This window comes from Mesorhizobium robiniae (genome assembly GCF_040545535.1).
Lineage (GTDB): Bacteria > Pseudomonadota > Alphaproteobacteria > Rhizobiales > Rhizobiaceae > Mesorhizobium > Mesorhizobium robiniae.
This window is the reverse complement of record NZ_JBEPMC010000019.1, coordinates 64467-90673: the sequence shown is the minus strand read 5'-3', so window position 1 is coordinate 90673 and position 26207 is coordinate 64467. Positions and strand designations below refer to the sequence as shown.

28 protein-coding genes are annotated in these 26207 nt (G+C 60.4%); 3 read left to right on the top strand and 25 right to left on the bottom strand.

Features of this window, described 5'->3' with window-relative positions; translation table 11 throughout:
- Window positions 1-81 precede the first annotated feature (81 nt).
- The 3 genes from ABID19_RS32740 to ABID19_RS32730 are packed head-to-tail and all read left to right on the top strand — an operon-like array spanning window position 82 to window position 4536.
- Window positions 82-1113: an AAA family ATPase gene (locus tag ABID19_RS32740; RefSeq protein WP_263806760.1), complete on the top strand. Its 1032-nt coding sequence runs from the start codon at window positions 82-84 to the stop codon at window positions 1111-1113.
- Complete coding sequence (locus tag ABID19_RS32735; protein ID WP_263806761.1) at window positions 1064-3670, top strand: S8 family peptidase; 2607 nt, start codon at window positions 1064-1066, stop codon at window positions 3668-3670. The genes ABID19_RS32740 and ABID19_RS32735 overlap by 50 nt, the downstream gene beginning before the upstream one ends.
- On the top strand, window positions 3667-4536 hold the full coding sequence (locus tag ABID19_RS32730; protein ID WP_263806762.1) for a hypothetical protein: 870 nt from the start codon (window positions 3667-3669) through the stop codon (window positions 4534-4536). The genes ABID19_RS32735 and ABID19_RS32730 overlap by 4 nt, the downstream gene beginning before the upstream one ends.
- A gap of 740 nt (window positions 4537-5276) precedes the next feature.
- On the opposite strand, the gene ABID19_RS32725 is transcribed toward ABID19_RS32730, so the two are convergent.
- The 25 genes from ABID19_RS32725 to ABID19_RS32605 form a co-directional block, all read right to left on the bottom strand.
- Window positions 5277-6962, bottom strand: coding sequence for an enoyl-CoA hydratase-related protein (locus ABID19_RS32725; RefSeq protein ID WP_263806763.1), 1686 nt, complete (start codon window positions 6960-6962; stop codon window positions 5277-5279).
- Between the two features lie 9 nt (window positions 6963-6971).
- Window positions 6972-8054 (bottom strand): hydrogenase expression/formation protein HypE, encoded by a 1083-nt coding sequence (hypE, locus tag ABID19_RS32720; RefSeq protein ID WP_318528299.1) that lies wholly within the window; start codon window positions 8052-8054, stop codon window positions 6972-6974.
- Window positions 8035-9174 (bottom strand): hydrogenase formation protein HypD, encoded by a 1140-nt coding sequence (hypD, locus tag ABID19_RS32715; RefSeq protein ID WP_263806765.1) that lies wholly within the window; start codon window positions 9172-9174, stop codon window positions 8035-8037. Before hypD ends, hypE begins: the two co-directional genes overlap by 20 nt.
- Window positions 9171-9389 (bottom strand): HypC/HybG/HupF family hydrogenase formation chaperone, encoded by a 219-nt coding sequence (locus ABID19_RS32710; protein WP_006205709.1) that lies wholly within the window; start codon window positions 9387-9389, stop codon window positions 9171-9173. The genes hypD and ABID19_RS32710 overlap by 4 nt, the downstream gene beginning before the upstream one ends.
- On the bottom strand, window positions 9380-11650 hold the full coding sequence (hypF, locus tag ABID19_RS32705; RefSeq protein ID WP_263806811.1) for a carbamoyltransferase HypF: 2271 nt from the start codon (window positions 11648-11650) through the stop codon (window positions 9380-9382). The genes ABID19_RS32710 and hypF overlap by 10 nt, the downstream gene beginning before the upstream one ends.
- Before the next feature lie 2 nt (window positions 11651-11652).
- The gene (hypB, locus tag ABID19_RS32700; RefSeq protein WP_263806766.1) at window positions 11653-12555 is read right to left on the bottom strand and encodes a hydrogenase nickel incorporation protein HypB; all 903 of its coding nucleotides are present in this window, start codon (window positions 12553-12555) and stop codon (window positions 11653-11655) included.
- Window positions 12556-12897, bottom strand: coding sequence for a hydrogenase maturation nickel metallochaperone HypA (hypA, locus tag ABID19_RS32695; protein ID WP_263806767.1), 342 nt, complete (start codon window positions 12895-12897; stop codon window positions 12556-12558).
- Window positions 12890-13990: a hydrogenase assembly protein HupF gene (locus ABID19_RS32690; RefSeq protein ID WP_263806768.1), complete on the bottom strand. Its 1101-nt coding sequence runs from the start codon at window positions 13988-13990 to the stop codon at window positions 12890-12892. The genes hypA and ABID19_RS32690 overlap by 8 nt, the downstream gene beginning before the upstream one ends.
- Window positions 13987-14490 carry a [NiFe]-hydrogenase assembly chaperone HybE gene (gene hybE, locus ABID19_RS32685; protein ID WP_263806769.1) on the bottom strand — a complete coding sequence of 168 codons (504 nt, stop codon included), beginning with the start codon at window positions 14488-14490 and terminating at the stop codon, window positions 13987-13989. The genes ABID19_RS32690 and hybE overlap by 4 nt, the downstream gene beginning before the upstream one ends.
- The gene (locus tag ABID19_RS32680; RefSeq protein WP_263806770.1) at window positions 14480-14695 is read right to left on the bottom strand and encodes a rubredoxin; all 216 of its coding nucleotides are present in this window, start codon (window positions 14693-14695) and stop codon (window positions 14480-14482) included. The genes hybE and ABID19_RS32680 overlap by 11 nt, the downstream gene beginning before the upstream one ends.
- Entirely contained in the window at window positions 14692-15540 is an 849-nt protein-coding gene (locus ABID19_RS32675; protein WP_263806771.1) for a hydrogenase expression/formation protein, read from the bottom strand. The genes ABID19_RS32680 and ABID19_RS32675 overlap by 4 nt, the downstream gene beginning before the upstream one ends.
- The gene (locus tag ABID19_RS32670) at window positions 15537-15986 is read right to left on the bottom strand and encodes a thioredoxin domain-containing protein (protein ID WP_263806772.1); all 450 of its coding nucleotides are present in this window, start codon (window positions 15984-15986) and stop codon (window positions 15537-15539) included. Before ABID19_RS32670 ends, ABID19_RS32675 begins: the two co-directional genes overlap by 4 nt.
- 159 nt (window positions 15987-16145) lie before the next feature.
- Window positions 16146-16442: a HypC/HybG/HupF family hydrogenase formation chaperone gene (hypC, locus tag ABID19_RS32665; protein ID WP_263806773.1), complete on the bottom strand. Its 297-nt coding sequence runs from the start codon at window positions 16440-16442 to the stop codon at window positions 16146-16148.
- A 117-nt stretch (window positions 16443-16559) separates the two neighbouring features.
- Entirely contained in the window at window positions 16560-16847 is a 288-nt protein-coding gene (locus ABID19_RS32660) for a HupE/UreJ family protein (RefSeq protein ID WP_354494721.1), read from the bottom strand.
- Between the two features lie 35 nt (window positions 16848-16882).
- Window positions 16883-17068 carry a HupE/UreJ family protein gene (locus ABID19_RS32655; protein ID WP_263806775.1) on the bottom strand — a complete coding sequence of 62 codons (186 nt, stop codon included), beginning with the start codon at window positions 17066-17068 and terminating at the stop codon, window positions 16883-16885.
- A gap of 44 nt (window positions 17069-17112) precedes the next feature.
- Window positions 17113-17691: a HyaD/HybD family hydrogenase maturation endopeptidase gene (locus tag ABID19_RS32650; RefSeq protein WP_263806776.1), complete on the bottom strand. Its 579-nt coding sequence runs from the start codon at window positions 17689-17691 to the stop codon at window positions 17113-17115.
- Window positions 17692-18414, bottom strand: coding sequence for a Ni/Fe-hydrogenase, b-type cytochrome subunit (cybH, locus tag ABID19_RS32645; RefSeq protein ID WP_263806777.1), 723 nt, complete (start codon window positions 18412-18414; stop codon window positions 17692-17694).
- Between the two features lie 13 nt (window positions 18415-18427).
- Window positions 18428-20218, bottom strand: a complete 1791-nt coding sequence (locus ABID19_RS32640; RefSeq protein WP_006205723.1) for a nickel-dependent hydrogenase large subunit — start codon at window positions 20216-20218, stop codon at window positions 18428-18430.
- Window positions 20219-20239: 21 nt separating this feature from the next.
- Window positions 20240-21322 carry a hydrogenase small subunit gene (locus ABID19_RS32635; RefSeq protein WP_065518353.1) on the bottom strand — a complete coding sequence of 361 codons (1083 nt, stop codon included), beginning with the start codon at window positions 21320-21322 and terminating at the stop codon, window positions 20240-20242.
- 216 nt (window positions 21323-21538) lie between these two features.
- Complete coding sequence (locus ABID19_RS32630; RefSeq protein WP_354494719.1) at window positions 21539-21778, bottom strand: hypothetical protein; 240 nt, start codon at window positions 21776-21778, stop codon at window positions 21539-21541.
- Window positions 21779-21893: 115 nt separating this feature from the next.
- A complete protein-coding gene (locus ABID19_RS32625) occupies window positions 21894-22676 on the bottom strand; it encodes an aspartate/glutamate racemase family protein (RefSeq protein ID WP_263806778.1) in 783 nt (260 codons plus the stop codon).
- Window positions 22677-23476: 800 nt separating this feature from the next.
- Window positions 23477-23686, bottom strand: coding sequence for a hypothetical protein (locus ABID19_RS32620; protein ID WP_263806779.1), 210 nt, complete (start codon window positions 23684-23686; stop codon window positions 23477-23479).
- On the bottom strand, window positions 23680-24666 hold the full coding sequence (locus tag ABID19_RS32615) for a helix-turn-helix domain-containing protein (protein ID WP_263806780.1): 987 nt from the start codon (window positions 24664-24666) through the stop codon (window positions 23680-23682). The genes ABID19_RS32620 and ABID19_RS32615 overlap by 7 nt, the downstream gene beginning before the upstream one ends.
- 64 nt (window positions 24667-24730) lie before the next feature.
- Window positions 24731-25006: a hypothetical protein gene (locus ABID19_RS32610; RefSeq protein WP_354494707.1), complete on the bottom strand. Its 276-nt coding sequence runs from the start codon at window positions 25004-25006 to the stop codon at window positions 24731-24733.
- 715 nt (window positions 25007-25721) lie between these two features.
- Window positions 25722-25910, bottom strand: coding sequence for a hypothetical protein (locus ABID19_RS32605; RefSeq protein ID WP_263806781.1), 189 nt, complete (start codon window positions 25908-25910; stop codon window positions 25722-25724).
- Window positions 25911-26207: the final 297 nt, after the last annotated feature.

The window sequence follows — 26207 nt, the reverse complement described above, 5'->3', positions numbered from 1 at the left end:
GCTTGGCCCTATCCGATGCAGGCCTAATATGGATAATTGGGCTAGGGCAATCTACGCTGCCAAGGCTGGCGGAGTGAGAAAATGCGAAGCGATCTGATCTTAAATCTTGCCCACGCAGGCATTGCCGGAGACGGCCCAGGACTGAAGCGGACGGTTCGTGCGTTGGCTGAAGAAGCGGCCGCTAAACAGCAGCATACACTCGCAAAACGCTTTTCAAGTCTCATTGAGGGACGTGAAATGGGGTATGTCGGACAAAGCGCGCGCTTCTCAGTGCCGGACAATGTTCGCGGGCTGTTTCACCAGATCGAGCCGAAGCGCCGTTTTCGGGACCTGCTGTTGCCAACGGGCGTCGTGAGCGAACTGAATGATCTCGTGGAAGAGCACCGCCAACTCGAACTGCTGCGCTCCTACTCCATAGAACCTCGGCACACCATGCTGCTCCAGGGGGCTCCAGGCACAGGTAAGACAAGTTTGGCCGAGGCGGTCGCAAGCGAACTCGGCTTGACCCTGTTCGTTGTGCGGTACGATTCCATAGTTGGCAGCTATCTCGGTGAGACCGCAGCAAAGCTGAACGATCTCCTGGAATATGCGGCCACAACTCCCTGCGTTCTTTTCTTTGACGAGTTCGACGCGATCGGCAAGGAGAGGGGGGATATCCATGAGACTGGGGAGATCAAGCGCGTCGTAAGTTCGCTGCTGCTGCAATTGGATTCGTTGCCACCCCACGTTTTTGTTATCTGTGCGACGAATCACCCGGAGCTTCTCGATCGGGCCGTCTGGAGGAGGTTCGAGATTCATTTCGAGCTGCCTCTGCCCAGCAAGGCGCAGGTCCAAAGATGGCTTAAGTCGTTTATTCGCGACATTGGGGCGGGTGAGGACGTTCCTGTTGAGAAACTTGTTGCTGCATTTGCCGGAGTAAACTACTCAGATCTTGAGCTGTTCAGCCTTGACATAAAGCGTCGGCTTATTTTGACGAAAGATCCAAGTTATTCGAAAGTATTTGACCAGACAGTGCGGAAGTGGAGTGCGCGCCTGCGTGCTGCGAGGAGAGTCAATAAAGTAAATGGCAGCCAATCGACCGATTCTCCTGATCTCTTCCACCAGCACGATTAAGCGGATACCCGGCACGGCAGACGGCCGCCAAAGGCCTTCCTATTCTCCAGAGCAGCAGCGAGGACGCCTTGGTGGCCGTTTCGAACGCATCCGCACGGTTTTGAGCGGCATCGCCGAGCAGGGCGGCTTTACATCGGACGCCACCGCTATTGCGCCTGATCGCGCGCTCGTCTTCGAACTGAAATCACCCCTTAAGGATTTCGAGCGCGAAGCTCGCCGTATAGGACTCACCTGGCTCACCGAAGAAATTGAGGATTCCGACGATCCGTTTGCGGAGGAAGAGGGGGAGGAAGACGGTCCGGAAGACGCAGCAACTCCCATCGAGGACACCCGCCTATATGTTTCGATGCCCAGCGTGGAATCCCTAGCGGAACTGTTGAAGTACTGGGACCTGTACCGCAGCGATGCAAGCGCTCCCTATGGATTCGGGGAATGGTGGAAAATATTCGACCGCTTGGAGAACATAAGGCCGTGGGGTGTGGAAGATCGCCTGGATGACCGGACGCTTGCGTATCTGCGAAAGCGTCTCGCAAGTCAGCCCAATGCAAATGTACTTCTGGAGCTTGATATCTGGTTCTCGTCGGATCCGCTGGTGCGGCAAGCACGGCAGCTTGCGATATCGCAACTTGTGCAAGCCCACTCCGGTACTGTCCAGGATGCATTTGACCTCGCGGAAACAGCATATCACGCACTTCTGGTTGAAATGCCTGCGGTGCGCGTTCGTGAGATGACAGAACGCAGCGGTTTGCTCGCGCAAGCCCATCAGATCATGAGCATTAGGCCGCAATCGTTCGGAATCCAGCCAATTGTCGAGGAACGGGCCCCCCTTCCGATAGAGGATCTGCGGTATCTGGATCCAACGGACGCGCGCGCTCCAGTCGCTGCTCTGCTTGACGGTTTCCCTATCGAGAACCACGAACTGCTGGCGGACCGCATAGACGTGTTTCCGGTCGACATCGATCCGAGCATGGCCTCGATACGTCATCGCCATCACGGAACTCAGATGGCATCGCTCATTCTCCACGGAGATTTGGACGGTGGGGAACCAAGTCTCGGCAGGAGGCTGCTCGTCGTTCCGGTTCTTGCAACCGACCCAAATGGAGGCAACGAGCGAACCCCGCCCCTTCGTCTGCCAATCGGCGTCATTTACCGAGCAGTCCAGGCGATCAAGGAAGGGCTGCCGGGCCAACCTGCGCCCGGGCAGGAAGTGGTCGTGATAAATCACTCCCTTGGAGACGCAAACGCACCTTTCATCTCTCGTCCGAGCCATTGGGCAAAGCTGCTCGATCATCTCGCAGGCAAGCACAACCTGCTGTTCGTGGTGAGCGCGGGCAACGTCTATGAAGGCTTTGAGGTTCCTGATTTCACCGACATTCCCGCCTTTAGAGCTGCCAGGCCACAGCAACGACGCGACGCGTTGCTTACGGCCTTGGAAAGGTGGAAGAACCACAGGACGATGCTCAGCCCTGCGGAATCGATCAATGCTCTCACCGTGGGTGCGCTTCACCATGACTGCTCGTCAGAACCATTTCCGCCAGGCGCCACCGATCCGTACGGTTCCTTCCGAATGGCGAATGTTGGGTCTGGGCTAGGCCTCGGGGTCGCCAGGTCTGTCAAACCAGATCTGGTATTTCCGGGCGGACGCCAAGCTGTCCGCCCGTCAGCCGGACCGCCGTTTAGAGTGTCAGGACAAGAGGTGGCGCAAGTCGGTCAACGGGCTGCGGCTCCCGACAAATTCGGAGCGCGGCGCGACCTGACGCAACGCTCTACTGGAACCAGCAATGCCGCCGCATTGGCGACACGCGCAGCGATTCAGATAGTCGATGCTATCGAAGATATCATTCCACCGGCTTCGCCGGGGTTGTTGAGGTGCAAGCCGGCTATCGTCAAGTGCCTTGTTGCCCATGGGTGCGGATGGGGCGAAATCGGCCGACATCTTGAAGGAATTTGTCCTCCCACGGAAGGGAATGCCTGGAGCCGTCGCCGATCCAATATTGCTCGGTTCATAGGATTCGGTGAAACGCAAGTCGACCGGATAATCGAGGGTTCTTCAAAGCGCGTCACAATGCTGGGCTTTGCCGAGATCAAACACGGCAGGAGAGACGTTTTTCGAATCCCGCTGCCAAGCGAGCTTGCGAGTAGAACGGACCTCCGACGCATCACTGCCACGCTGGCATGGGTTGCACCGATACGGCCAAAGGCACGCAACTATCGCGCCATTAAGCTTGAACTTACTGGACCGGATGGAGGCTTGAATCTTTGGTCCGGAGTGGCGCGCAAGGACGTGCTGCAGCCGCCTTCAAGCACCGCTTCGAAGGGGACCCTTATCCATTCCATCTACGAGGGGGCTAGGGCAATTCCATTTGCCGTTGGCGAGGACCTCGAGATCGGTATTCAGTGTCAAGCGTCGGTATCCTCATTCAATCAGATAGAAGTCCCGTACGCTCTCGCAGTCACGATCGAAGTCGCCGACACGATCCGGTCAGATATCTATCAAGAAGCTCGTGCTGCCATTGCAAGCAGGGTACGTGCTCCACGTGTGAGGTTGAGGCAATGACAGTGTTTTCTCCGGATTTGAGCTTGGGTAGCGAGACGCCCAACAACATCGCGGTGTATCTGTATGAAATTGAAGATCACGCTGCGGCGATGGCGATTTCCGGGAGCGGACCCGGGGGGCAGGGATATATCTTCGATAGATATGTCTATCTTGGAACGGATGCGGTGTACGGGTTTCTCGAGCCTGGTTCGACAGATATTGTCCCCGTAAGCAGCGTCGAGGCGGACGAAAGTCTCAAGGATGCCAAACTGAAGGTTACCCTGGATCGCTTCTTTGTCGAAAACTATCCGGGCGGAGGTGAGCACCGTATTCTCTGCGAGTTCGCCGGAAAGAACCAGGCTCAGGGTGTGGTCGAGGAACTTCGGTTCGCGACCACCTGTGTTGCGAGAGACCAGCAAGGGTCTTCAGTGTCGTCTCTGCCTGTCTTCTTAGGTGTAACAGCCGGGCAGAACGGGATTAGTTTTGAGGGGCGAACGGTTAACGTCCGTAGCTCGTATGATGACACTGTTCTCGAAGTGCTCGGAAGCGAAACGTTCAAGCAGGGGCTTTCCTTGCTCGATGCTGTTCAGCCTGCGATTAGGCCCTTCGCAAAACTGGCTGAAGGAGTCGTCAAAATGGCGGCCAGCCGAAACAAGAATCGGCAGGTTCACACCTTCTCGCTTGGTCTGGATTTTGGATCTAATTCGACGTCGGCAAGGCTGCGCTGCGGTTCTTACATTGTTGTGCAGTCGGGCTCCGTCTACAACTGGGACTGGTCCCTTTACAAATGGGATGCCAATACCAATCGGATTGTGGCCCGCATGGATAGTGGCGTGGCACCGCCAGCGTGGAACTACATGGTATTTGGCGTATCGCGGTACAGTTGAGTCGGGGGCAAGCGGCGAATTACGGGATGGCAAGGTCTTGCTGCGGTTTTCGAGACGCGTCAACCATTTTTGAAGACCGAGTCCGCTGTCATGAAGTCCAGGAAGTAGGAGTCGTGGTCGCCTCGCATCTACCGCGACTGTGGCCATCTGACGAGGGTGTCGCAGACAAGGTCCATCGCTGCCCGCCTGCAAGGTCAATCCTTTAGCATTCGGAATGTTTTCCCTTAAGCTGATCGTAGCCTGGGTAATCCATGGCGAGGGAGCTATGATGATAGCATTGGCCTGTATGCCTGATGGAAATCTCTATCTCATGAAGGCTGGCGTCGCATCTGATTGGACGCGTCGGCGATCCAGGGAAGATCCGAATCGTTTCGCGATGTCGTGCCAATGGTCTGCCACCTGCCGAGCGCCTCAGTCCCGACTTGAGTCGCTGGAAGCTGCTGTTGTATGATGGGGGATTGATTGGAGGAAAGTACTTCCCGGCAATGGAGTGATTGCGCAACGGCGCAGGACGGGCCGTAGGTCGTAAAGTTGCGCACGACCCCCAACTCAAGACGCTGATAGACGGTTGCGTGCAATACGGCATCAGCAGGGACATCGCGGTCAGACGCCCCCCGACGCCAACCATGCACTCGTCGTGCATCATTCCCTCGCACGATGGATAGAGGACCAGCACGCGGTGATCGATCTGCACGCGCGCGTCAGTGGGATCTCGGTTTCTATGGTGGCGAGCCGATTTGTCATCGCCTGTTCCTCCCGCGGTCAGCGCTGGCCCTCTTGTCGCGATGGACGGCAAGGGTAACCGGCGTGCGCGACTTGGGCGTCTTGTGGATGAAGTTGTGACGCGCGATGTGATAGCTGGGATCGAAACCGTAGAAGTTGTTTCGCATCCGCTGCAATTCCTCGACACGATAGGCAGCCAGCGGCTTTATCGCCTCGTCCCGGGCACGACGCAGCCGCTTTGCGGCGATTCGAGCGGCAATGTCGGGCGATCCCGCCAAGGCGGCGGCCTTGCGACGGATCTCCTCGCGGGCGATTTCCATCTCGCCGGGCAGGCGGCACGTGGCGAGTCCCAGTTCGAGCGCTTCATCGATGCCCATCGGCAGCCGCGCCTGGGTTACACGCTTGGTACGCTCTTCGCCGACGCGGGCTGGCAGCAGGTAGGTCCAGTATTCCGAGCCGTAGAGATTGCCCATGTCCTTGTAGTGCAGGTTGAGAACAACACCTTCGCGCATCCAGATCTCGTCGGCGGCAAGCGACAGGAAGACGCCGCCCGCACCGGCATTACCGAGCACGGCGGCGATCACCAGACAATCGTTGCAATCGATGATTTCGCGCACGAGATCGTTCATTGCGTTGATGTTGCGCCAAGATTCGTCCGCGGCGCTCTCGGTGTTTTCGATGATGCCAAGGTGGATACCGTTCGACCAGCAATCCGCATCGCCTTCCAGCACCATCACCGGCAGCGCACGCGCCTTCGCTTCGACGATCGTTTCGCGCAGGGCAGCGCAATCCTCGGACGACATCGCACCATTGTAGAACTGGAATTCGAGGAAACCCACGCCGTTCTCCTCATGATAGCGGCAGGGGTGGGGGCCATCGATCACCGGCAGATGGCCCGCCTCGATTTCGAGAAGATGAAGCGCCGGCAGCTTCAATTTGCTTGCTCCCGGCTGACGAAGATGGCCGATCCAGAGCGCGCCTTCACGGAAGGCCATTGCCACAGCCCGCCCCGAGCTGCCGATCAGCATGCCCGGTCGTTCGGAAAGTCCCGCCGCGACCGCCGCATCGAAGACCAGGAACGGTTGTCCGGCGATCGTCATCAGCGCGCCGGGATCACCGTCCGAGGCATCGATGATCCTGAGTGCTTCTTCGGCGGTATGGAGCATCGGGTCGATGGTGCGGTCGGCTTTGCGGCAGGCGGGCCGGGTGGAGCCCTTGCCCCAGTTTGCCGGCAGCTGAGCGCCCATCTGCCCCTCAATGCGGCCGATCGCCTCCAGGACACAGCCGACTGCCGCTTCCGTCACTTCATGGCGGTAAAGGCTGGATTTTCGTGTCCGGCGCGTCGGAAATTCGCGCCACGCCCAGACCGGCCCCGCATCCATATCCTCGCGCGCCTCGATCAAAGTCACGCCCCACACGGCTTCCCCAAAGAGGATCGCCCAGTCGAGCGCGCTCGGTCCCTTGTCGCCCCGGATGCCGGGATGGACGATCAGACAAAGCGTCTTGCGCCAGATATCGGCCGGAATCGGCCGCTTCAGGAACGGCGCGATCACCAGATCGGGGCAGAAGAGCGCGACTGCCTCCCGCGTCAGGTCGTCATGGATATCGAGCTCGACCGACACGTCATGCCCGGCTCTGCGCAAATCCACATGCAGGCGCTGGGACAGAGAATTGAAGCTATGGCAGAGGAGCAGGATGCGCATCGGCACTCCTCAGCAGATTCTGGGAAGCTGTTCGCCGGACAGCCAGTCAACGATGCGTCCGCCGCCGAATGACGTTGCCATTTGCACGAAGCAATCGTCGTCCGCCACGACATGGCCGACCAGCGCCGCTTCCCTGCCAAGCGGGTGAGCCCGCATGACGGCGAGCATTGCATCAGCGGCTTCGGGCGCCACGACTGCGACGAGCTTGCCCTCGTTGGCGACATTCAGCGGATCGAGGCCGAGGAATTCGCAGGCCGCAGCCACCTCGGGCTTGATCGGAATGGCCTCCTCATCGATACGAAAACCAACCTTCGACGCATTGGCGATCTCGTTCAGCGTCGCTGCAAGGCCGCCGCGGGTCGGATCGCGCATCAGCCTGATCGCGGCTCCGGCAGCCTCGACCATGCCGGCCACCAGACCATGCAGTGCGGCGGAATCCGAGACGATACCTGTGTCGAATTCGAGGTTCTCTCGCTTCGACATCACCGCGACGCCGTGATCGCCGATCGAGCCGGACACGATAACCACATCGCCCGGACGGGCAGCATCGGAGCGGAGATCGAGCCCGGCCGGAACCATGCCGACGCCGGCGGTGGAGATGAACACGCCGTCGGCCTTGTCGCGTTCGACCACTTTCGTATCGCCGGTGATGATCGGCACGCCCGTCTCGCGCGACGCGTCACCCATGGTTTGGGCGATGCGGTCGAGATCGGTTAGCGGAAAGCCTTCCTCGATGATGAAGCTCGCCGAAAGATAAAGCGGCACCGCGCCCGCCATCGCAATATCGTTGATCGTGCCGTACACGGCTAGCGAGCCGATATTGCCGCCCGGGAAAAACAGCGGCGAAACAACGTAGCCGTCGGTGGTCATCACCATGCGGCCGCCCGGCACCATGAAGGCCGACTGGTCGTTGCCGGCCCGCAACCATTCATTGTCGAAAGCCTTGTGGAATATGTCCTCGATCAATTGGCCCATGGCGCGGCCACCAGCCCCATGGGACAGGTCGACGCGGCCATTTTTGAGGTCGAGCTTGCGCCTGTTGGCTTTTATCATAACGTCGTTTGACTGACCTTCATTCAAAGGCTTTGGCATGCTCGCGCAAGCGGCCGTAGGTCCAACGGGCGGCACAGGCACCCTCGGGAGAGACCATGCAGGATCCCATCGGCGTGTCCGGCGTGCAAACGGTGCCGAACAAACTGCAGTTGGCCGGCTTCTTGACGCCGCGCAGGATAGCGCCGCATTCGCAGGCCGGGTCGTCCTTCGCGGCCGGCGTCACCATCGAGAAGCGCTTTTCCGCGTCGTGTTCGGCATATTGCGGCCTGAGCCGCAGCGCGCCATAAGGCACTTCGCCGAGCCCGCGCCATTCGAAGCTCTCGCGAAGTTCGAAGAAATTGGCGACCTGGGCCTGCGCCTTCTCGTTGCCGAACCTCGTGACGGCGCGGATATACTGGTTCTCGACCTCATGGCGGCCGTCGTTCACCTGCCGGACCAGCATCAGGATCGCCTGGATGACATCGAGCGGTTCGAAACCCGCCACCACGACCGGTTTCTGGAATTCCTCGGCGAAAAATTCGTAGGGCTCGGTGCCGATCACGATGCTGACATGGGCAGGGCCGATGAAACCGTCGATCTTGACCGTGCCCAGTTTGCGGACATCCGGGCTTTCGAGAATATTCTGGATCGCCGCCGGTGTCAGCACGTGGTTGCAGAAGATCGAGAAATTCCTGAGCTCCTTGGCAATCGCGACCCTGAGCGCCAGCGCCGTCGGCGGCGTCGTGGTTTCGAAGCCGATGGCGAAGAACACCACTTCCCGATCCGGCTCGGCTTCGGCGATCCGTAGCGCATCCAGTGTCGAATAGACCATGCGGATATCGGCGCCGGCGGCCCTGGCCTTGAGCAGGCTCGATTCGTTCGAGCCCGGCACGCGCATCAGGTCACCATAGGTGCAAAGCGTGATCTCCGGCCGCATGGCAAGCGCGATTGCCGCATCGATGCGGCCGATCGGCAGCACGCAGACGGGACAGCCAGGACCATGGATCATCTGCACATTTTGCGGCAGAAGGTCTTCAAGGCCATAGCGGGAAATCGCATGCGTGTGGCCGCCGCAGAATTCCATGAAATGATAGGAACGCGCCGGATCGGCAAGCGCGGCGATTTGGCGGGCGATTTCCTTGGCGAGCCTGCCGTCGCGATGTTCGTCGATATATTTCATGCCAAGGCAGCTTCGCGGATCAGGGCCAGTGTCCTTTCCGCCTCTTGCGGATCGATCTTGCCCAGGGCGTAGCCGACATGCAGCACGACATAGTCGCCCGCCTTGACGTCCTCGACAAGCGCGGTCGAAATGATCTTCGAGACGCCGTCGAGCGTCACCTTCGCCATGTTGTCTGGCAGCACGTCCTTTACCTTGACCGGTATGGCTAGGCACATTTCGGGTTGTCCACCTGGCCTCTATCGTTGTTGATGACCTGCCTTGCGAAGGCGGCCTGGCCAAGCGCAATGCCGCCGTCATTGGCGGGAATCATCCGCGGCAAAAGTGGCTCCAGGCCAAGATTGCGCAAGGCGTTCGCAAGGCCTTCAGCGAGGACGCTGTTCATGATGCAGCCGCCGCCGAGCATGATCTTGCTCGTGCCGGCTTGCGAGGCCCCGCACGCCGCCCAATCGGCAAGACCGGCGATCAGCGTGCCATGGAACAGGTTGGAGGCGCTGACGCCGCAAAGCTGCCGCTCGGCCAGATGAACGATCAGCGGCCGGAAATCGAGCGTGTCGTCGACAATTCTGTAGCCTTCGGGAAGACAGCGCGGGCTCTCAGCCAGAGCCTCGAACTCCATCGCCGCCTGTCCCTCGTAGCTCTGCACGAGGCGCACTCCGCTGACCGCAGCTGCCGCATCGAAGAGCCTTCCCAGGCTCGACGTCCGGCTCGGCTGCATGCCACACGCGAACATGGCTTCGAGATGCGCGACGCCGGGATGTCCCGGCCAGAGCTTTGGCGCAAGATCGATGCGGCCAGCGGCCCGCAGCGCGGCGACCCCCATGCGCCAGGGTTCGCGCGCAGCACGATCGCCGCCCGGCAGCGGCAGGGGCGAAAGCGATCCCAGCCGATGCCAGCGGTATCCGTCGACCATCAGCATCTCGCCGCCCCAGCTGCCGCCATCGGCGCCATAACCATGCCCGTCGAGCGCCAACCCGAGAACCGGTCCGGTGACGTGATGCTCGACGACGACAGCGGCAATATGGGCAAGGTGGTGCTGGACCGCAACGAGCGGCAGGCCCAGGCTCTCAGCCATCCGCACTGACCGGAAATCGGGATGCAGATCGCAGGCGGCATGGTCCGGCCTGATATCGAGAATGGAACTAAGATGCGCGACCGTCTCCTGCTGGAAGCGGATCGCTTCGGTATTGTCGAGGCCGCCGATATGCTGCGACAGGAACGCCTCCCGGCCGCGCGTGATGCAGACCGTGTTCTTGAGATCGGCGCCGGTGGCGATCACGCACGGACCGTCCTCGCCGAGATCGAGAGGCTCCGGCACGAAACCGCGTGCCCGCCTCAGGAAACTTGGAGCACCATCGATCACCTGCATGACCGAATCGTCGGCGCGAACGGCGATATCGCGATTGTGCGTGACGATGAGATCGGCAATCCCGGCAAGCCGGCGTTTGGCATCGTCATTGCTGGCCACCACCGGTTCGCCGCCCGGATTGGCGCTGGTTGCGATCAGCGCGGCGGGGCCATCTTGCGGACGCTGGGCAAGTGCGTCAAACAGCAGATGATGCAGCGGCGAATGGGCAAGCATCAGGCCAATCCGCTTGAGTCCGGGTGCGATGAGGTTGGAAAGCCCATCAAGACCCTTCACCAGCACGATCGGGCCGGCGGCGGACATGAGCAGCGCTTCTTCGACCCCCGTCAGATCCGCAAGAAGCCGCGCCGCCTCGATATCCCGCACCATGACGGCCAACGGCTTTTGGTGGCGCGCCTTACGCAACCTGAGAAGGCGGATGGCGGCATCGTTGCGCGCATCGCACAGCAGGTGGAAGCCGCCTATCCCCTTGAGCGCGACGATTTTGCCTTTCAGCAACCGTGCAGCAATCTCCCCGACGGGGTGACTGAGTTGCGGACCGCAGGCCGGACAGGCGACGGGTTGTGCATGGAAGCGCCGGCTTTCGGGGTCGGCATAGTCGGCGCGGCAGGACGGACACATCGGAAAGGCGGCCATCGAGGTCTGCCGACGGTCATAGGGCAGGGCGCCGGTGATGGTGAAGCGCGGGCCACAATGGGTGCAATTGACGAAGGGATAGCCGAAGAAGCGGCTCTGCGGATCGGTCAGCTCCCGCCGGCATTCGGCGCAAGTTGCGGCATCGGCGCCGATGCGCGTCGCGCCGTGTCCGCCGACGCTTTCAAGTATCTTGAAGAGTTCTCCGCCGGCTGCGTCCATCTCCAGCACGTCGACGGAGTCTATTCGTGCCAAGGGCGGCGCCTGCATGCGCACAGCTTCGGCGAACCGGCCTGCACAAGTGCCTTCGACCTCGATCAGCACGCCGGCGCTGTCGTTAAGCACGAAGCCCGTCAGGCTCATCGTCCGCGCCAGCCGGTAGACGAACGGACGGAAACCGACGCCCTGCACGCAACCGCGCACCCGCAGCCGCAGCCGCTGGACCGGATCCTCTACTGCCGATGCCTGGCCGCGTGCCATGGTCAGGCCACCTTGGCGCGCCTCGCCAGCGTTGCGGCCGAGGCCTCCAGCCACGCGCAGAAGGACTCCATGCCTTGACCGCTGCGGGCGGAGACGACCAGCGTCCGCAGCCGCGGATTGACGCGCAGCGCATTGGCGATGCAGAGCCCGACATTGAAATCGAGATGCGGAAGCAGGTCCGACTTGTTGAGGATCATCAGATCGGAGGCGGCAAAGATGTCAGGATATTTGAGCGGCTTGTCTTCGCCTTCGGTAACCGACAGCACCACCACCTTGTGGGCCTCGCCGAGATCGAAGGCCGCCGGACAAACCAGGTTGCCGACATTCTCGATGAGCAGGATCGAGCCCGGCTCAGGCGCCAGGTCTTGCCTCGCGTGGCCAACCATGTGGGCATCTAGGTGGCAGCCCTTGCCAGTATTGATCTGGATGGCGCGGGCGCCGGTTTCGCGGATGCGGGCGGCGTCGTTGGACGTCTGCTGGTCACCCTCGATGACATTGATCACCACACGATCCCTGAGTTCGCGGATGGCGCGGACCAAAAGGCTCGTCTTTCCGGAGCCGGGGCTCGAGACGATATTCAACGCGAAAATACCGTTCTGCAGGAAGAAGGCCCGATTTTCTGCGGCATAGCCGTCGTTCTTGGAGAGAATATCCTTTTCCACCTGGATAATCCGATCCTGGCTCATGCCCGGCACATGCACGCCGGCAATGCCCTTGCCGCAGTGGACGCTGCCGTCCTCTGCGTGGTGGTGGTCATGCTGATCCGGGAAATGGTGGGCATCATGATCGTGATGATGGTGGTGATGATCCTGATCGTGACTATGCGCGCCGGCATGGCCAGGAGCCTCGGCCCTGCTTTTGTCACCTCCAATCACTGCCGTTGCGCAGCCGCATACCGTACACATTCAGATGACCTCCATGTCCTTGATCTTCAATTCGTCGCCCGCCGTCATCTGCACCCGAAGCCGGCCGCAGTCCGGACAGGCTCCGAACCGCTCCTCGAGCGCCACCGTCTTTGTGCAATCGAGGCACCAGCCTTCGCCAGCGATGCGATTGATCTCAAGTGCCGCGTTTTCCGCGATCGTGCCATGCCGCACCGCTTCGTAGCAGAACACCAGCGCATCCGGACTGACATGGCTCAAGACTCCGACATCAAGACGAACGGACTTGACCGTGCTCGCGCCGTTCTGCCGCGCCGTCTCGCAGACGATCTCGATCACACTCTCCATCAACGACATCTCATGCATGGGCAGCCTCGTGAACGCCGATCTCGAACGGCACGCAGGGATCAAACAACGTGGCCAGCCTGGATACCGACCGGGCGGCCGACTCTCCCACGCCGATCCGCGATGACAGCAGGGTTTCGACGAATGGACCTGCCGGATGAAAATTCCATTCGGTCGGAGCGAGTATGCGGTAGGCGCAAAGATGCCCGTCCATGCCGATCTCGGCCAGGTGGTAGAGCCTGCCGCGCGCGCACTCCACGGCACCATAGCCCCCGGCGCCGGGCGTCGGTCCGCCGCCCATCAGAGAGGAACACGCATCCGTGTCCTGCTGGTCGAGATTAGAGAGCTGCTGCAGGCAAAGGCCAACGTCGTGAATGCGCGCCAGGAAGCGCTCGGCCAGATGCGGGCCTTCGGGCATGCGGCTCAGCCGGGCATAGGCCCCGGTCTCGGTCACCCGGCCGGCTAGATACGGCAGGCTGGCATAATCCGCCTCATGGCTGAGATGAGCGATAACCTCTGCATCGTCCGCAACCGTCAGCGGGTCGGGCCGCCGGCTGGCGAAAATCCGGTCACGTTCGATATCGCCGAGGATTGCTGCGTAGGCCGTATCCCACGGCGGCTTGCCTTCACCGTCGGGAATGCCAAGGGCGGCAGCCGCAGCGGAAAGCCGCGCCGCTGGTTCGGCCACGAATGCGCAATTGGCGATCTTTGCCTTCGCACCAGCAATAATCGCCTGCGCAGCGGCCAGCGCCTCGCGCAGATATTTGCCTGCCAAGGCGACGATGCCGGCGGGTAGCGGCAAAGGCCAGTGCAGGATCAGTGCTCTCAATGTCTCGAAGATACGCTCCGCAAGCAATTTGGCGGTGGCAGCGAACCGCTCCTCGCCGCGCATCGGCCGGTCAGCCGCATTCAGCACCGCAAGCCGCGCTGCCACCGATTGCGCAACACCACAGAGCGAAAAAACCTGACCAGCAAGCACTGGCGCCTCTTCGGGGCGGCGGCCGACGAACAGGCGTGCCAGTCCCTGCGGGCGGTTGGACTTTATCTCCACGCAACAGGCCAGCGCCCGCGACACCGTCACGTCGATCCGGATCGAGCCCGCACCGAAGGTCATTGCGCCAACTCCTGCTGCTTGCGGAAATTCCCCCTCAGCAGGTCGCGGCGTTTGACATTGGTCGACGGGACCGACGCCGGCGTAAGTGCAGCCGGGTCGAAGAAGGCGCGGACGGCCTCCACCGCGGTCTCCAGCGCTGCTTCCATCGTCCCAAACGCGAAGACCGGCGAAAACAGCGAGCAGGAAGCGACCCGGCCGATCGCATCGAGCTCACCGGCGATGAACTCGACCTCGGCTACGGGGAGACCGATGCGGACGGTCGTTCCTACGGCAACCGGAGCCGATTGCACACTACCGGGAATATCTGCCGCCACCAGGTTCATGAACCACGGCGTCGCAATGATCCCGAGGGCTCTTCCGCCATAAATTCGGAAGCCGGTCGCCTTGATGCGGAGGGCGGGATTGCAGCGCGGCACGTCCTGCATGGCGGTTGCATGAATGTAGCGATAGCACATCTCGGCCGGATTGATTTCCGTGCGTTCCGCCGCGTCAGCGTGCATCGCCGAGCCTCATGAACTTCGATTGCAGGGCGTCACAGTTGGGACAGCGCCAGTCTTTGGGCAGGGCGGAAAACGGCACGCCGGGCGGGCTCTGCCAGACCGGGTCGCCTTGCGCGGGATCATAGACATGCCAGCAGATGCCGCACTCCATCTTGTCGTCATCGGACGCCGGATCGCACTTGCCGAAGTTCTCGAAGCTCGTCATTTGAAATAGGCCTCTTCGATGTCGCGCAGCCGGGCTTCCGAATCCCTGAAATCCTCTTCGGCAGCGATGACGACGGACGGGATGTCGGCAACCTCCAGCGTATCGAGAATGATCGTGTCCATGGCGTTGTAGAACTGCACCGACCAGACGTTGCGGACGCCGGCCGCCACGACCCGACATGTGCCATAGCCGCGCGAGGTGAACTTTACCGGCCCGGTGCCGAGCGTCGCCTGCAGGAAACCCATGTCCTGTGGGCTCATCGGAAAGAGCGAGAAGTTGATGATATCAGCAGGATCGCCGTCGCTATAGCGGCCGATGCGGTCGCCGATCTCGGTCAGCACCGGCATGACATTCATGGCGCCTGCCGGCGCCGGTCCGTGGGAAATCGATGCCGGCAGTGCCGAACAGGCCTGACGTACGGCTGCGGGAATCGACGCGACCTCGATATAGTCAGCAAGCAGCCGGCCATCCGGGTCGGTGAAACGGATGCGCCAGACGCCGGCCATCACCGCTTCCTGGATCTGCGCCAGGATGCCGGACGGCAGCGCGGCAATTCCCGCAACTTCGCCTTCGCCGAGGGTCTGGGTGATCAGCTCCCTTTCGTCATCCGGAAAATCGGTAATGTCGAACAGGCGGCCCGGCTGGTCAGCCTTCTGCACGGCGAGCGCATCGGCGAGTTGCGGCAGCAGCATCGCCGTCCGGCGACAGCAGCGGATCATCTCCTCGGCGCTGCTGGTCGCGAGATAATTGAGCTTGCGGGCGCTCTGCGGCGGCTCCGCGCCGATCGGCATGACCGTCATCGCCGCATCGGCGCCCTCGGGGGCGACCCAGAAACCTGCTTTCATCGGGCGATCTGGTTGCCGGCATGGGTGATCTCGACCTTCGACCCGCCAGATGCCGCCATGACCGGCGCATCCGCAGATAGCCAGTTGCCGATCTTCTCCATATATTCCGACCAGTCGCGGATCTTGCCGATGACGCCAAGCGGCTGGGCTCCGCGCGTGACAACGAGGCTTGGCATGACCACGACATTGAACCGCGGCTTGAGCTTGTCTTCGGCGGCGCGGAGCACGATGGCGCCCCGCACCCGTCCCGGGAACGCTCGTAGGAGTTCGGGAAGAACGACGGCGACGTCGTCGGCTTCAGGTCGCAGCGCAGGATCGCCGGTGAAAAACAGGATAGCATGTTCCGCTTCGTCCGCGGCCGGCGCCAGGAAGGTGTCGATGCTCGCTTCGTCGACGATGGGCAGTCGCATCTGCTCACGCAAGACGCGGACCAGGTAAGAGGGCATTGTCTCCTCCAGAAATCAGCTTGCAGAACGTTCTTGGGAGTTGACCAGCAAGCGGTGTGCCAGATCCGGGGGGTCCATTGATCTGCAAGGAGAGTTTCCAGCTCGGTTGCTCGCGTCGAATTGCTGGAATCCCGGTTTCCAGATGCGGCCACTATTCTCTCACCCCTCACGCAGATGCGCGGGCAATTCCGGCTCGCGGGCGATGAGATCGGCAAACAAGGCTTCGAAGGGCCGGCCTTCGACAGCTTCCGCCAGACCCGCAAGGGCATCATCGATGGCTTGCGCCTCATCACCCTCAAGGACGCGAATGGCCGAGCCCAGATGGGTCAATAGATATGTGCCTGGCAGCTGCGCGCCGACCAACATCATCGACACGGAAGAAATCGTACCATGACGCTCGCATTCGGCCACGCACTCGTCGCCGGTGACGACCCGCATCGGAAGACCTATGCACATGGCGTTGTCTCTTTTCTGTCATTCAAGCTACGAAATCGGGAACCGTGTGGACAGCGCCCACACGGCAGGCCTCCGCCTTGGGAGCGAAATATCAAGCGGCCAGCAGCTCGGCCCCTGTTAGGGCGACGGCAGCTCCGGCAACCCGGCCAGACGCTCTGCCCGGGCCTTGCAGAAATCTAAGCGACGCGAGCGCGATGCCGCCCGCATGCAGCATGCGGCCGGGAAGCCCGTGACATAGCCCGCGGCATGCGACATGGCAGGCGTTTCTGAACCATGGGCATGACCCGTGGGAGAGTGCGCATATCCCACGATCCCCGCCACCGGCGCCCGAACCTTGACTTCGAAGGCGACGAGCAGGCCGAGCACCGCTACGGTGAGGGCAATCCCCGTTTCCACCATCGACAGCGGGACGCCCTAGATGCCTATCGCTCCGCCGATCGTCATGACGATGACGAAGGCACAATCCAACTGTCCCTGTTGCCGAGCGTGCCGGGCCGGAAGCCGACCGCGACGGCGGCAAGGATATGGTGGAGGCCGCTCAAACGATGGCCGAGACCGGCAAGCGTGCCATCCGCATGAAGTCCGGTATGGGCATTGGCGACGCCCGGCACGCCAGGGCCGCGCATGCAGCCAATATTCTCCGAAACTTCATGGGAGCCTCCTCAGGTGATCAATGCGGCTGGCGCTGTTCGTAATTGTCAAAATCCAGATCGTTGCCGAGGAGCGAGGGGACGATGCCGCCGCTCCGCGCTCTTGCCTCGATGCCCCATCCCTTGAGAATGGCGACCGCCGTCCGGATCGCTTCGGGGATGACCGCCTTCACCGGCTCCGTCAGCGGCCCGCCCCAATCCTCGAGATCGACCGGCTGGCAGCCGATCAACGCCAGCTTTTCCGGATAATGGCCGAGCAGGTCGGCGGCGCTCAGCACTTCCTGGAATCCGGTCTGGTGCAGGCTCATCTTCCTGGCGCCGGTGAATTTCGGCACTTCGTCGTTTTCGACGATCTTCAGCGTGCCCGGGCTGAGCCCGTAGTCGATGGCATCGAAGACGATGAGATAATCGGTTTCCATCACGAACTGCACGAGATAGAGCCCTTGCGTCCCGCCGTCGAGGACGGTGACATTATCCGACACCGAATAGGATTGGTGAAAAGCTTCGACCACGCGTACGCCAAACCCCTCGTCGGCCCACAGGATGTTGCCGATGCCGAGGACCAGCACCCGGGGCCGTGTCGAAGACAGTTTGCGCACCTAGTCCTCCAGGTCCTTGAACATGCGATCGCCCGAGATCATCGACGAGATGATGCTCTGCCGGCTCATGATGTCCTCACGCACAGCCACATAGATATGGACCATTGTGAAAACCAGGATCACCCACATGCCGAGATGGTGGAAGGTGTGGACGTCCTGGCTGTTCGGCCAGATCGAGAACAACCAGCCGAACAGGCTGTATTCCCAGCTGTCGCGGCCAGTGCCCTCGCTGTAGAGCGCAAAGCCGGTGATGACCATGAACAACAGCGGCAGCGTGAACATCAGGAACATGGCGGACTGGGCAAGCGGTTTGTGACCGACATATTTTTTCGGCTTGCTGATCAGGAAGGCATACCAGCGCACTTCATGCACGCATTCCTTCCAGAACCGGCCGCTCCAGACCGGGACGTAGAAGATCTGTCGGGCATCGACATTGCCGACGAACACCCAGTAGATTCTCAGGATCAGGGCTATGGCCAGGATCTGTCCGGCGGCGAAATGGTTGAAGCGGATATATCCCATCAGAAAGTTGGCGCTGGCCTCCCCCGGCATCGACAGCAGTGGGCTGCCGATTAAGTAGCCGGTCAGCGCAAGCGTGAGGATGGAGAAGGCGTTGATCCAGTGCCAGAGACGCACCGGCGCCTCGTAGACATAGACGCTCTGGCGCTCCACGGCTCTTTCGCCGTGTGCGTCCAAGGTTGCAAGCGGGTCGAAAAGGCTCATCGCATATCCCTCCTCATCTCATCTGCACTTTTGCCATTTCCTGCCCGTCCGGGCTCATGACATGCGTGGAGCATGCAAGGCACGGATCGAAGGAATGGATTATCCGGAGTATTTCCAGCGGCTGGGTGGGATCTGACATCGGGGTATCCACCAACGAGGCTTCGAACGCGCCGATACCGCCTTTCGGATCGCGAGGGCTGGCGTTCCAGGTGGTCGGCACGACGCATTGGTAGTTGTCGATCTTGCCGTCCTTGATCTTGATCCAGTGGGCGAGCGCGCCGCGCGGCGCTTCGGTGAAGCCGACGCCCTTGACTTCCTTCGGCCAGGTCTGCGGTTTCCATTTGTCGACGAAAGCGGTCGCGCTGTCGCCAGCCTTGATATTGGCGACCAGCTTGTCGAAGAAATAGCGCATCTGGCGGCCCGCCCATTCGGAGTCTAGGGCGCGCGCCGCGGTGCGGCCGAGCGTGGAGAAGAGCGCCGACATCGGAAGACCGAGATCTTTCAGCACCTTCTCGATCGGCTCCTTGAATTCAGGCTTGCCCTGCGCATAGCCGACGACCCAGCGGGCGAGGGGGCCTACCTCCATGGCGTGTCCGCGCCAGCGCGGCGCCTTGATCCATGAATATTTGCCACCTTCGTCCAGTTCCTGGATGTTGGTCTTGGTGCCCTTGGCATTGGGGCCTAGTTCGTAATGCGGCTCGGTGACGCCATCCCAGGGGTGCAGGCCCTTGGCCTCGTGCGGATACTTGTACCAGGAATGGATGACGAATTCCTGGATTTGCTCCGGATCGGCGAGGTCGATCGGCAGAATGTCGGCAAGATTACCGTTGATGATTGCGCCGCGCGGCAGTTTCAGGCTCGCTTCCGAATAATCGTTGGCATGTTCCGGCACATCGCCATAGGCGAGCACGTTCTTGCCCGAAAGGCCGCCGCCAAAGAGCCAGTCCCTGTAGAATGAGCCGATCGCCATGACGTCGGGCACATAGACCTTTTCGTTGAACTCGATCAGCTGGTCTATGATCGACGACACATGGTTTAGGCGCTCGATGTTGATCGCACCGACCGCGCCGGTTCCATCGATGTTGATGGGACAGGGCAGGCCGCCGACCAGCCAGTTCGGATGTGGATTCTTGCCGCCGAAGATCGTATGGATCTTGACGATCTCCTTCTGGAAATCCAGCGCCTCGAGATAGTGCGCGACGGCCATCAGGTTGGCTTCCGGCGGCAGCTTATAGGAGGCGTTACCCCAATAGCCGTTCTTGAATGGACCGAGTTGGCCGGATTCAACGAATTTCTTGAGCCGGGTCTGGATGTCCTTGAAATAGCCGGGCGAGGAGAGCGCCCAGTCGGACACCGACTGGGCCAGCTGAGACGTCGCCTTCGGATCGGCCTTGAGCGCGCAGACGACGTCCACCCAGTCAAGCGCATGCAGGTGATAGAAATGCACCACGTGGTCATGCACCTGCAGCGCAAGCTGCATCAGGTTGCGGATCGAATTGGCGTTTTCCGGGATGGTGATGCCAAGGGCATTCTCGACCGCGCGCACGGAGGTCAGCGCATGCGCGCCCGTGCAGACGCCGCAGATCCGCTCGGTGAAGGCCCAGGCGTCGCGCGGATCGCGGTTCTTGAGGATGACTTCGATGCCGCGCCACATCGTGCCAGTGGACACAGCGTTGCGGATGACGTTGTTGGCGTCGACATTGACCTCGACCCGCATATGGCCTTCGATACGGGTGACCGGATCGACCACGATGCGTTTGCCGGAATTGTCGAGCGTGAAGCCGTTGGGCGTTTGGATTGACATAAGTGTTCCCTGCCCAGAGTTTTAAACGTCGGTTTTTTCGCGCTTGGTGGTGACGCGCTTGACGGCGGTGATCGCGGCGTGGGCCGCGATCGCTCCGCCGATGACGCCGGCTACCGTCATGCCGATCCGGTCGGCATTGGCCTCGATGCCGAACTGGTTGATCGTGGCCAGGCGGTCATAGAAGCTGCCCTTGTCCCAGAACCCATCCTCGGAGCAGCCGATGCAGCCGTGACCGGACTGGATCGGGAAGGAGACGCCGCCGTTCCACCGCACCGTCGAGCAGGCATTGTAGGTGGTCGGGCCCCTGCAACCCATCTTGTAGAGACAGTAGCCGTTGCGTGCTCCCTCGTCGTCCCATTCCTCGACGAACTGGCCGGCGTCGAAATGCGGCCGGCGGTAGCATTTGTCGTGGATGCGCTGCGAATAGAACATCTTCGGCCGGCCCTGCCGATCGAGCTCGGGCAATCGGCCGAAGGTGGTGATGAAGGTGACGACGCCGGTCATCACTTCGGCGATCGGCGGACAGCCCGGGACCTTGATGATCGGCTTGTCGCGGATCACCTTGTCGATCGGCGTTGCCTGGGTCGGGTTGGGCTTTGCGGCCTGGACGCAGCCCCAGGAGGCGCAGGCGCCCCAGGCGATGATCGCCATGGCGTCTTCGGCCACATATTTGAGTTTCTCGACGAAGGGTCGGCCGCCGTCGATGCAGAACATGCCGTCCTCATTGAGCGGCGGATTGCCCTCGACGGCGAGGATGTACTTGCCCTTGTATTTCTGCTTGGTCTCTTCGAGGATGGCCTCTGCCTGATGGCCGGCTGCGACCATGATCGTGTCGTCATAATCGAGCGAGATCATCGAAAGGACCACGTCCTTGACCAGCGGATGGGCCGAGCGGATGAAGCTCTCCGAGCAGCAGGTGCATTCGAGGCCGTGCATCCAGATGACAGGAACCCGTTCCTTGGTTTCGAGTGCCTCGGCCATCGCCGTTTTCGCGTCCGGGCCAAAACCCAGGCTCGCCGCCGTCAGGCTACAGAATTTGATGAAGCTGCGTCGGGTAATCCCCTGACGGCGAATGACATCATAAAAGGTTTCTGTTTTGCGCATCGTGCTCCTCTAGCGCTCCGTCCCCAGTCAACTCACCCGGATGAGATACCTAGGCAGGCATGATAGGGAGAGGTCGCAAGAAGCGGGCCAGTTTGAAAGCCGGTGCCGAACTCCAAACTCAAGCTCGTTAAGCGCCAAATGTACGGCCGAGGAAAACTCGACCTACTCCAGGCGCGCGTCATCGGCGCTGCGTAGGAGCCAATTTTGCACGCCGATTCACAGCTCCAAACACGAAACGCGGTCCGAAGGCAACAAACTCAGAAATTTGGACAAAAGACTGCCAGCCTGGAGGTCTTTTTTCGAGATCGGCAACGGACGCTTGGTGGATGTCCCTGAAGTCGTTAGCGACACGATGTTGCTTCCGCCCTTTAGGGTATTAACATAGTTTAGAAATGATTGCGATATAGGCGCCGTCGCGGTGATAAGTATGTCGTCGTCCCTAGCAAGCCATATCATTCTTTTTGCTTCCGCTGCATTATTCTGCAAATACTTGTCAGACAACGAGGGAACTGCTGTGGCCATGGCGTGGGAGCCAACATTTCCTAGTACTAACGCGGTCATCTTTTCTACATTATGATCGGCTGGCCAACGTGTCCGGAAGTGATTGGCTTTCTGCTACCCACCAGTCAATGCAGGCGTCAGCAAGGATATCAATCGGGTCGACAATATCATTGTCGTATGCGAGGTCACCGCAGATCGCTGATAGTTCACTGCAACCAAGAATAATTTTGTCAGGTTCGAAAGATCGCACGGCTTGAACAAGCCTCGTTAGATTGTCCTGTGCATTTGCCATGTTGCCTGACTTGACGTCAGATATGATCTTGATGGTGTCTTTCTGAAGTTTCGGGTTGCTGCGATAAAATTCTTTGCCGAAGTCGCTCTCAGTTTGTCCGGCGTAAAGCCCGTTGTGCATTGACGCGCTCGTTCCGATGGAAATTGAGCGAAGGTTGCGTGCTTCGCTGCCACGCGAGTCCTCTATGGCTTGTCTTGTTATCTCTACCATATCAATCAATTTTACTGACAGCGCTTTTTTAATCTCTGTGGCCCAGAGATGTGCAGTATTGCAGGGGATAGCGATTGCTCCGCATCCAACTTTCTCTAGCCAATACGCGCGTTCCAAAATTTGCCGCAAGGGGGCGTCGCTGCCGACTAAAATTGCCTGCGAACGATCAGGGATATTGGGAACCGATAGACAAATAAACGGGATGTGATCCTGGTCTCTTTCAACGCGGCTTTTGCGAGCCAGAATCTCCAAGAATTTAGCAGTCGCAAAGCTTCCCATTCCGCCGACCACTCCAAGTGGTTTTCGTTGACCAAGTAGTCCGGGAGATGGGGGCGGGATGGCGTCGATCATCAAGAAATTCCTATTGTTGAGGTTTTGCGCCACCGATCGTCTGTGAGGCGGGGCATCCGCGGTCGCGTGTTCTCAAAGCGAAATGTTCTCTACCTGCTCCGCCGCCGTCTGCGGGATGCCCGGCATCGGTTTAGCTATAACGACGCGGATCCGACTTGTTGACGCACGACGAGCGCATCAAAAATCGTACCACCTTCGCAAAAATAGCCCTGGGTAAGTTTTGATATTAAGATCAGATAGTTAAGCCAGAGCGCGGACGAAATTGGGCCAAACGCCACTATGCCACTATGTAGCAGGCGCGACAAACCCGACAGGGCATGTGGAGACAGCGCCAATGCCGGAATTTTTGCCTAGGACTCGGCAATTGAACCGGCCCGCAACGTGGCTTGCAGGAATGCTTCGATGTGCGCGCCTAAAAGGTGTACCTGGTGCCGTAGGGCATCTCCTTGCCACTCTGCCGGATCAACGCTCCCAGAAGCGCCGTTTTTGAATCTTCCCCAGTTCGCGTATTGGAAAGGATATCGCATCGCTATTCTCGCGAATTGGATGGCTTTCCATTCTGGCATTCCGGGCGCGAGTAAATGTCGCGTGGCATTGTATGATTTTGTCGGACATCGACATGGCTGGTTCGCCCCGGGCCATGTTCTGAAACGATTTTTCTTTGGTACGCAATTTGCTCGTCGTCAGGAGAATGTCGAAAAGTCACGAAAACACATCCTGCCGGGAACTCGGTCCTACTCGTCGAAACGGTCGACACAGCCAAGCGCGAATGTTCGCAGGGCTCCAATGTCATTTTGGTTTCAGGTGCCCTGCTCGACAAAGGCCCAGAAGCGCTCCGCGAAGGCAGCGTCCAGCGCCTCGACGATTAGAACGATGTCAAGATCCTTGGTGGCACGGAAGTCTAGGCCGACCTCGTTCATGATAAGCTCGCAGGCGGCACCACCGATCAGCACATATTGATGTTCTTGGCCCGCGAAATGCGCGCGGAAGCGGTCTACCCCGGTCACCATTCAAACGTCTCCAATAATTGTTCCGCCGCTTGCGCAACACGTTCGTCCGGGCTCCCCCGAACACTGAGATACAGGGACAGCCGATCTATGACATTGTCCCGCGCGAGGATCTGCGGGTCGTAGGTCCAGGTCTGAATTTCTATTCGGTCGTCATCGAACGCCGCGGCTGGGCTGAGTGCGAGCCTCTCCTTGAGGCGCATCCAATGCATCGACAGAATGGCGCGCGTCTCGACCCGAGGGGCCGGCAGCATGGTGTAGTGGGCAAGCGCGCTCTCGCCGGCGAGCGGTGCGATATGGTTTTCTATCCGGCCGCTAACAAGGCGAACCTTGCGCACTGGGGACTGCAATCGCTCTTGGATTGCCTCCCATAGTTCGTGACCACCTAGGAGCATGTGAAGACGCCGTTGTCGGCCGACATGGCGAGCCTTTGCAAGTTGGAGTGCCTCAAGCTCATCTAGTGTTCGGCTTATGCTCATGATCGACACATGCAGTCGCTCGGCAAGGTCGGTGAGGTGTTCATCCTCAAGGGCGACACCCTGCAGGACCGCGAGGAGCACCAATTGCGTGGTAGGGCTGATCTGGTCAGAGGGAGGGATCGCGGCCGTCGGCGCGCGCTCGCGCAGGTCTAGCAAGGCTTCCGGGACATAAAGCTGCGCACCCGGCGCGATGAAGCCGATCTGCCGCTCCACCATCTGGCGTCGGATGGCGTTCGGCACATGGTCAAGTAGCAGCAGAATGAGATCGACGCCAAGTTGGCGGCGGACCAGATCGCGGTGCTTGAGATAATCCGTAGTAGGGCCTTGCCGGGGTTCGCGAATAGCCATGAGAATCAAAGTTCGACCGTCCAGCAACCCTTCCCACAACATGTAGCGGTCAAGCACGAAGTGCGGGACGTTTGCTGGCACTATAGGCGTGAGTTCGAGCCGCCGCCCGAAGGCGTGCTGGACATACACTTCTGCCGCCTGAGCGAGCGCTTTCAACCGTGCTGCAGGGATTGTTTCGGTGGCTCTCTACGTCCGTGCCTGTCCAGATCGCCTTTGCCCGTCAGCGAAAAGCCCCCGCCAGGCGGTTGCTGAACCGTCTATCCTGAGCCGATGTCGCCAGAAGCGGTGCGAAAGCGATTGGTTTTTTATGTGCGGATGGCTCGTAGAACCCTGAGTTCCGCTCTCCTTTCTCGGCAACCGCAAGCTGCCAGTCAGCTTTTCGGCCACTCCAGCCATTCGCCATGTTGTCACTCATAACGTCTGCAATTGGCGCGATCCACATCCCGCTTGTTTGCCTGAGGCCCTGATCCGTGGCGAACGGAATGGCGACTTCCAAAGCGAGTTTCTTACATATTGGCAGCATGCAGGACGCCGACGGGTCCGGACCATCCGGTCGCTTATCGAACCCGCGCCGCCATCGCGGATTGTCAGAATCTGGGAGAGCGCAAGAAGAACCATCATCGCCGACGATTACAAGAGGTTGCGCGATTGGCTTCGCAATTTCGCTCCGGCAAACCCCGCAGCCGAGCACCGCTTTAATAGCGGCTTGCTGGTCTGAACGGATGTCGTCCCGCTGCCAACCGAATACACCTCGTCGGCGAAGGATGGTTACGACATGGCTGCCCGCGCAGGCGTCGCTCACTGTCTCGACGAACTTGCCCGAGAGACACGTCAGCGGCAGATCGTGGTGCTGGGCGCAAGTACCGAGAACGGACCAGCGCTCGTAACCACAGTCGTCAATCGACCGAAGATCGTTCGTGGGTCGGATCCGTTGATCGCCGGGTTTCGCCCCTCGCGCGGGCTCGACAACATACTACACGCCCGACTGTCCGGAAGAAATGCCGCCGACCGCACTTCGGTCGAACGCGCCGATCCGACATGGTCCATGGGCGCGACCACGATCCGCGGATTCCCACGTTGCGCGGGGCGACCGTTGCCATTCCGCCGATCTCAAGGCTGTCTGGTCGGCGCCGACGACCGACGCGAGGCTCAAGAAGCGCATCGTGCGCACCGTCATCCACGAGGTGGTCGCCGATATCGATGAAGAAGCCTCAGAGATCGTTCTCTTGATCCATTGGATTGGCGGCGTCCACACCGAACCGTGCCTGCCGAGGAGGCGGCGCGGACAGCGCAACAGCACTTCGGCCGACATCTTGGCCGCCGTCCGGCAACTGGTTCTCATCGCCAATGATGACCTTATTGCCGGCATCCTCAACCGGAACGGCCTGGTGACCGGCCACGGCAATCGCTGGACACGGGAGCGGGTCACGGCGCTCAGCGCCGCGGGACCTGTCACTTGGAACAGTCGCTTGAGGGCGGCAAGGTCGAGCCCCTCGTACTTGAGCGCGAAGGTCAGATGGCCTTCGAGGGTTGGATGTGGGGCATGGCGGGGCGTTATGATCCGCCAAGCGTTCCGCGATGGCGAACGACTGGAGGCTCAGCGGTGCAAATACAGGAGATCGGCGGTCTCACATGAGCGCGCGCCGCCGCAAGGTGGCGGCTCTATCCACCTTGGGGCCTCGGAAGATTTCGGGGAG

What these genes read in the sequence shown, in the direction of transcription:
- ABID19_RS32740 (WP_263806760.1), top strand. Translation starts at nt 82, where the DNA reads ATGCGAAGCGATCTGATCTTAAATCTTGCCCACGCAGGCATTGCCGGA.
- ABID19_RS32735 (WP_263806761.1), top strand. Translation starts at nt 1,064, where the DNA reads ATGGCAGCCAATCGACCGATTCTCCTGATCTCTTCCACCAGCACGATT.
- ABID19_RS32730 (WP_263806762.1), top strand. Translation starts at nt 3,667, where the DNA reads ATGACAGTGTTTTCTCCGGATTTGAGCTTGGGTAGCGAGACGCCCAAC.
- ABID19_RS32725 (WP_263806763.1), bottom strand. Translation starts at nt 6,962, where the DNA reads ATGCGCATCCTGCTCCTCTGCCATAGCTTCAATTCTCTGTCCCAGCGC.
- hypE (WP_318528299.1), bottom strand. Translation starts at nt 8,054, where the DNA reads ATGCCAAAGCCTTTGAATGAAGGTCAGTCAAACGACGTTATGATAAAA.
- hypD (WP_263806765.1), bottom strand. Translation starts at nt 9,174, where the DNA reads ATGAAATATATCGACGAACATCGCGACGGCAGGCTCGCCAAGGAAATC.
- ABID19_RS32710 (WP_006205709.1), bottom strand. Translation starts at nt 9,389, where the DNA reads ATGTGCCTAGCCATACCGGTCAAGGTAAAGGACGTGCTGCCAGACAAC.
- hypF (WP_263806811.1), bottom strand. Translation starts at nt 11,650, where the DNA reads ATGGCACGCGGCCAGGCATCGGCAGTAGAGGATCCGGTCCAGCGGCTG.
- hypB (WP_263806766.1), bottom strand. Translation starts at nt 12,555, where the DNA reads ATGTGTACGGTATGCGGCTGCGCAACGGCAGTGATTGGAGGTGACAAA.
- hypA (WP_263806767.1), bottom strand. Translation starts at nt 12,897, where the DNA reads ATGCATGAGATGTCGTTGATGGAGAGTGTGATCGAGATCGTCTGCGAG.
- ABID19_RS32690 (WP_263806768.1), bottom strand. Translation starts at nt 13,990, where the DNA reads ATGACCTTCGGTGCGGGCTCGATCCGGATCGACGTGACGGTGTCGCGG.
- hybE (WP_263806769.1), bottom strand. Translation starts at nt 14,490, where the DNA reads ATGCACGCTGACGCGGCGGAACGCACGGAAATCAATCCGGCCGAGATG.
- ABID19_RS32680 (WP_263806770.1), bottom strand. Translation starts at nt 14,695, where the DNA reads ATGACGAGCTTCGAGAACTTCGGCAAGTGCGATCCGGCGTCCGATGAC.
- ABID19_RS32675 (WP_263806771.1), bottom strand. Translation starts at nt 15,540, where the DNA reads ATGAAAGCAGGTTTCTGGGTCGCCCCCGAGGGCGCCGATGCGGCGATG.
- ABID19_RS32670 (WP_263806772.1), bottom strand. Translation starts at nt 15,986, where the DNA reads ATGCCCTCTTACCTGGTCCGCGTCTTGCGTGAGCAGATGCGACTGCCC.
- hypC (WP_263806773.1), bottom strand. Translation starts at nt 16,442, where the DNA reads ATGTGCATAGGTCTTCCGATGCGGGTCGTCACCGGCGACGAGTGCGTG.
- ABID19_RS32655 (WP_263806775.1), bottom strand. Translation starts at nt 17,068, where the DNA reads ATGCGCGGCCCTGGCGTGCCGGGCGTCGCCAATGCCCATACCGGACTT.
- cybH (WP_263806777.1), bottom strand. Translation starts at nt 18,414, where the DNA reads ATGAGCCTTTTCGACCCGCTTGCAACCTTGGACGCACACGGCGAAAGA.
- ABID19_RS32640 (WP_006205723.1), bottom strand. Translation starts at nt 20,218, where the DNA reads ATGTCAATCCAAACGCCCAACGGCTTCACGCTCGACAATTCCGGCAAA.
- ABID19_RS32635 (WP_065518353.1), bottom strand. Translation starts at nt 21,322, where the DNA reads ATGCGCAAAACAGAAACCTTTTATGATGTCATTCGCCGTCAGGGGATT.
- ABID19_RS32630 (WP_354494719.1), bottom strand. Translation starts at nt 21,778, where the DNA reads ATGATATGGCTTGCTAGGGACGACGACATACTTATCACCGCGACGGCG.
- ABID19_RS32625 (WP_263806778.1), bottom strand. Translation starts at nt 22,676, where the DNA reads ATGATCGACGCCATCCCGCCCCCATCTCCCGGACTACTTGGTCAACGA.
- ABID19_RS32620 (WP_263806779.1), bottom strand. Translation starts at nt 23,686, where the DNA reads ATGGTGACCGGGGTAGACCGCTTCCGCGCGCATTTCGCGGGCCAAGAA.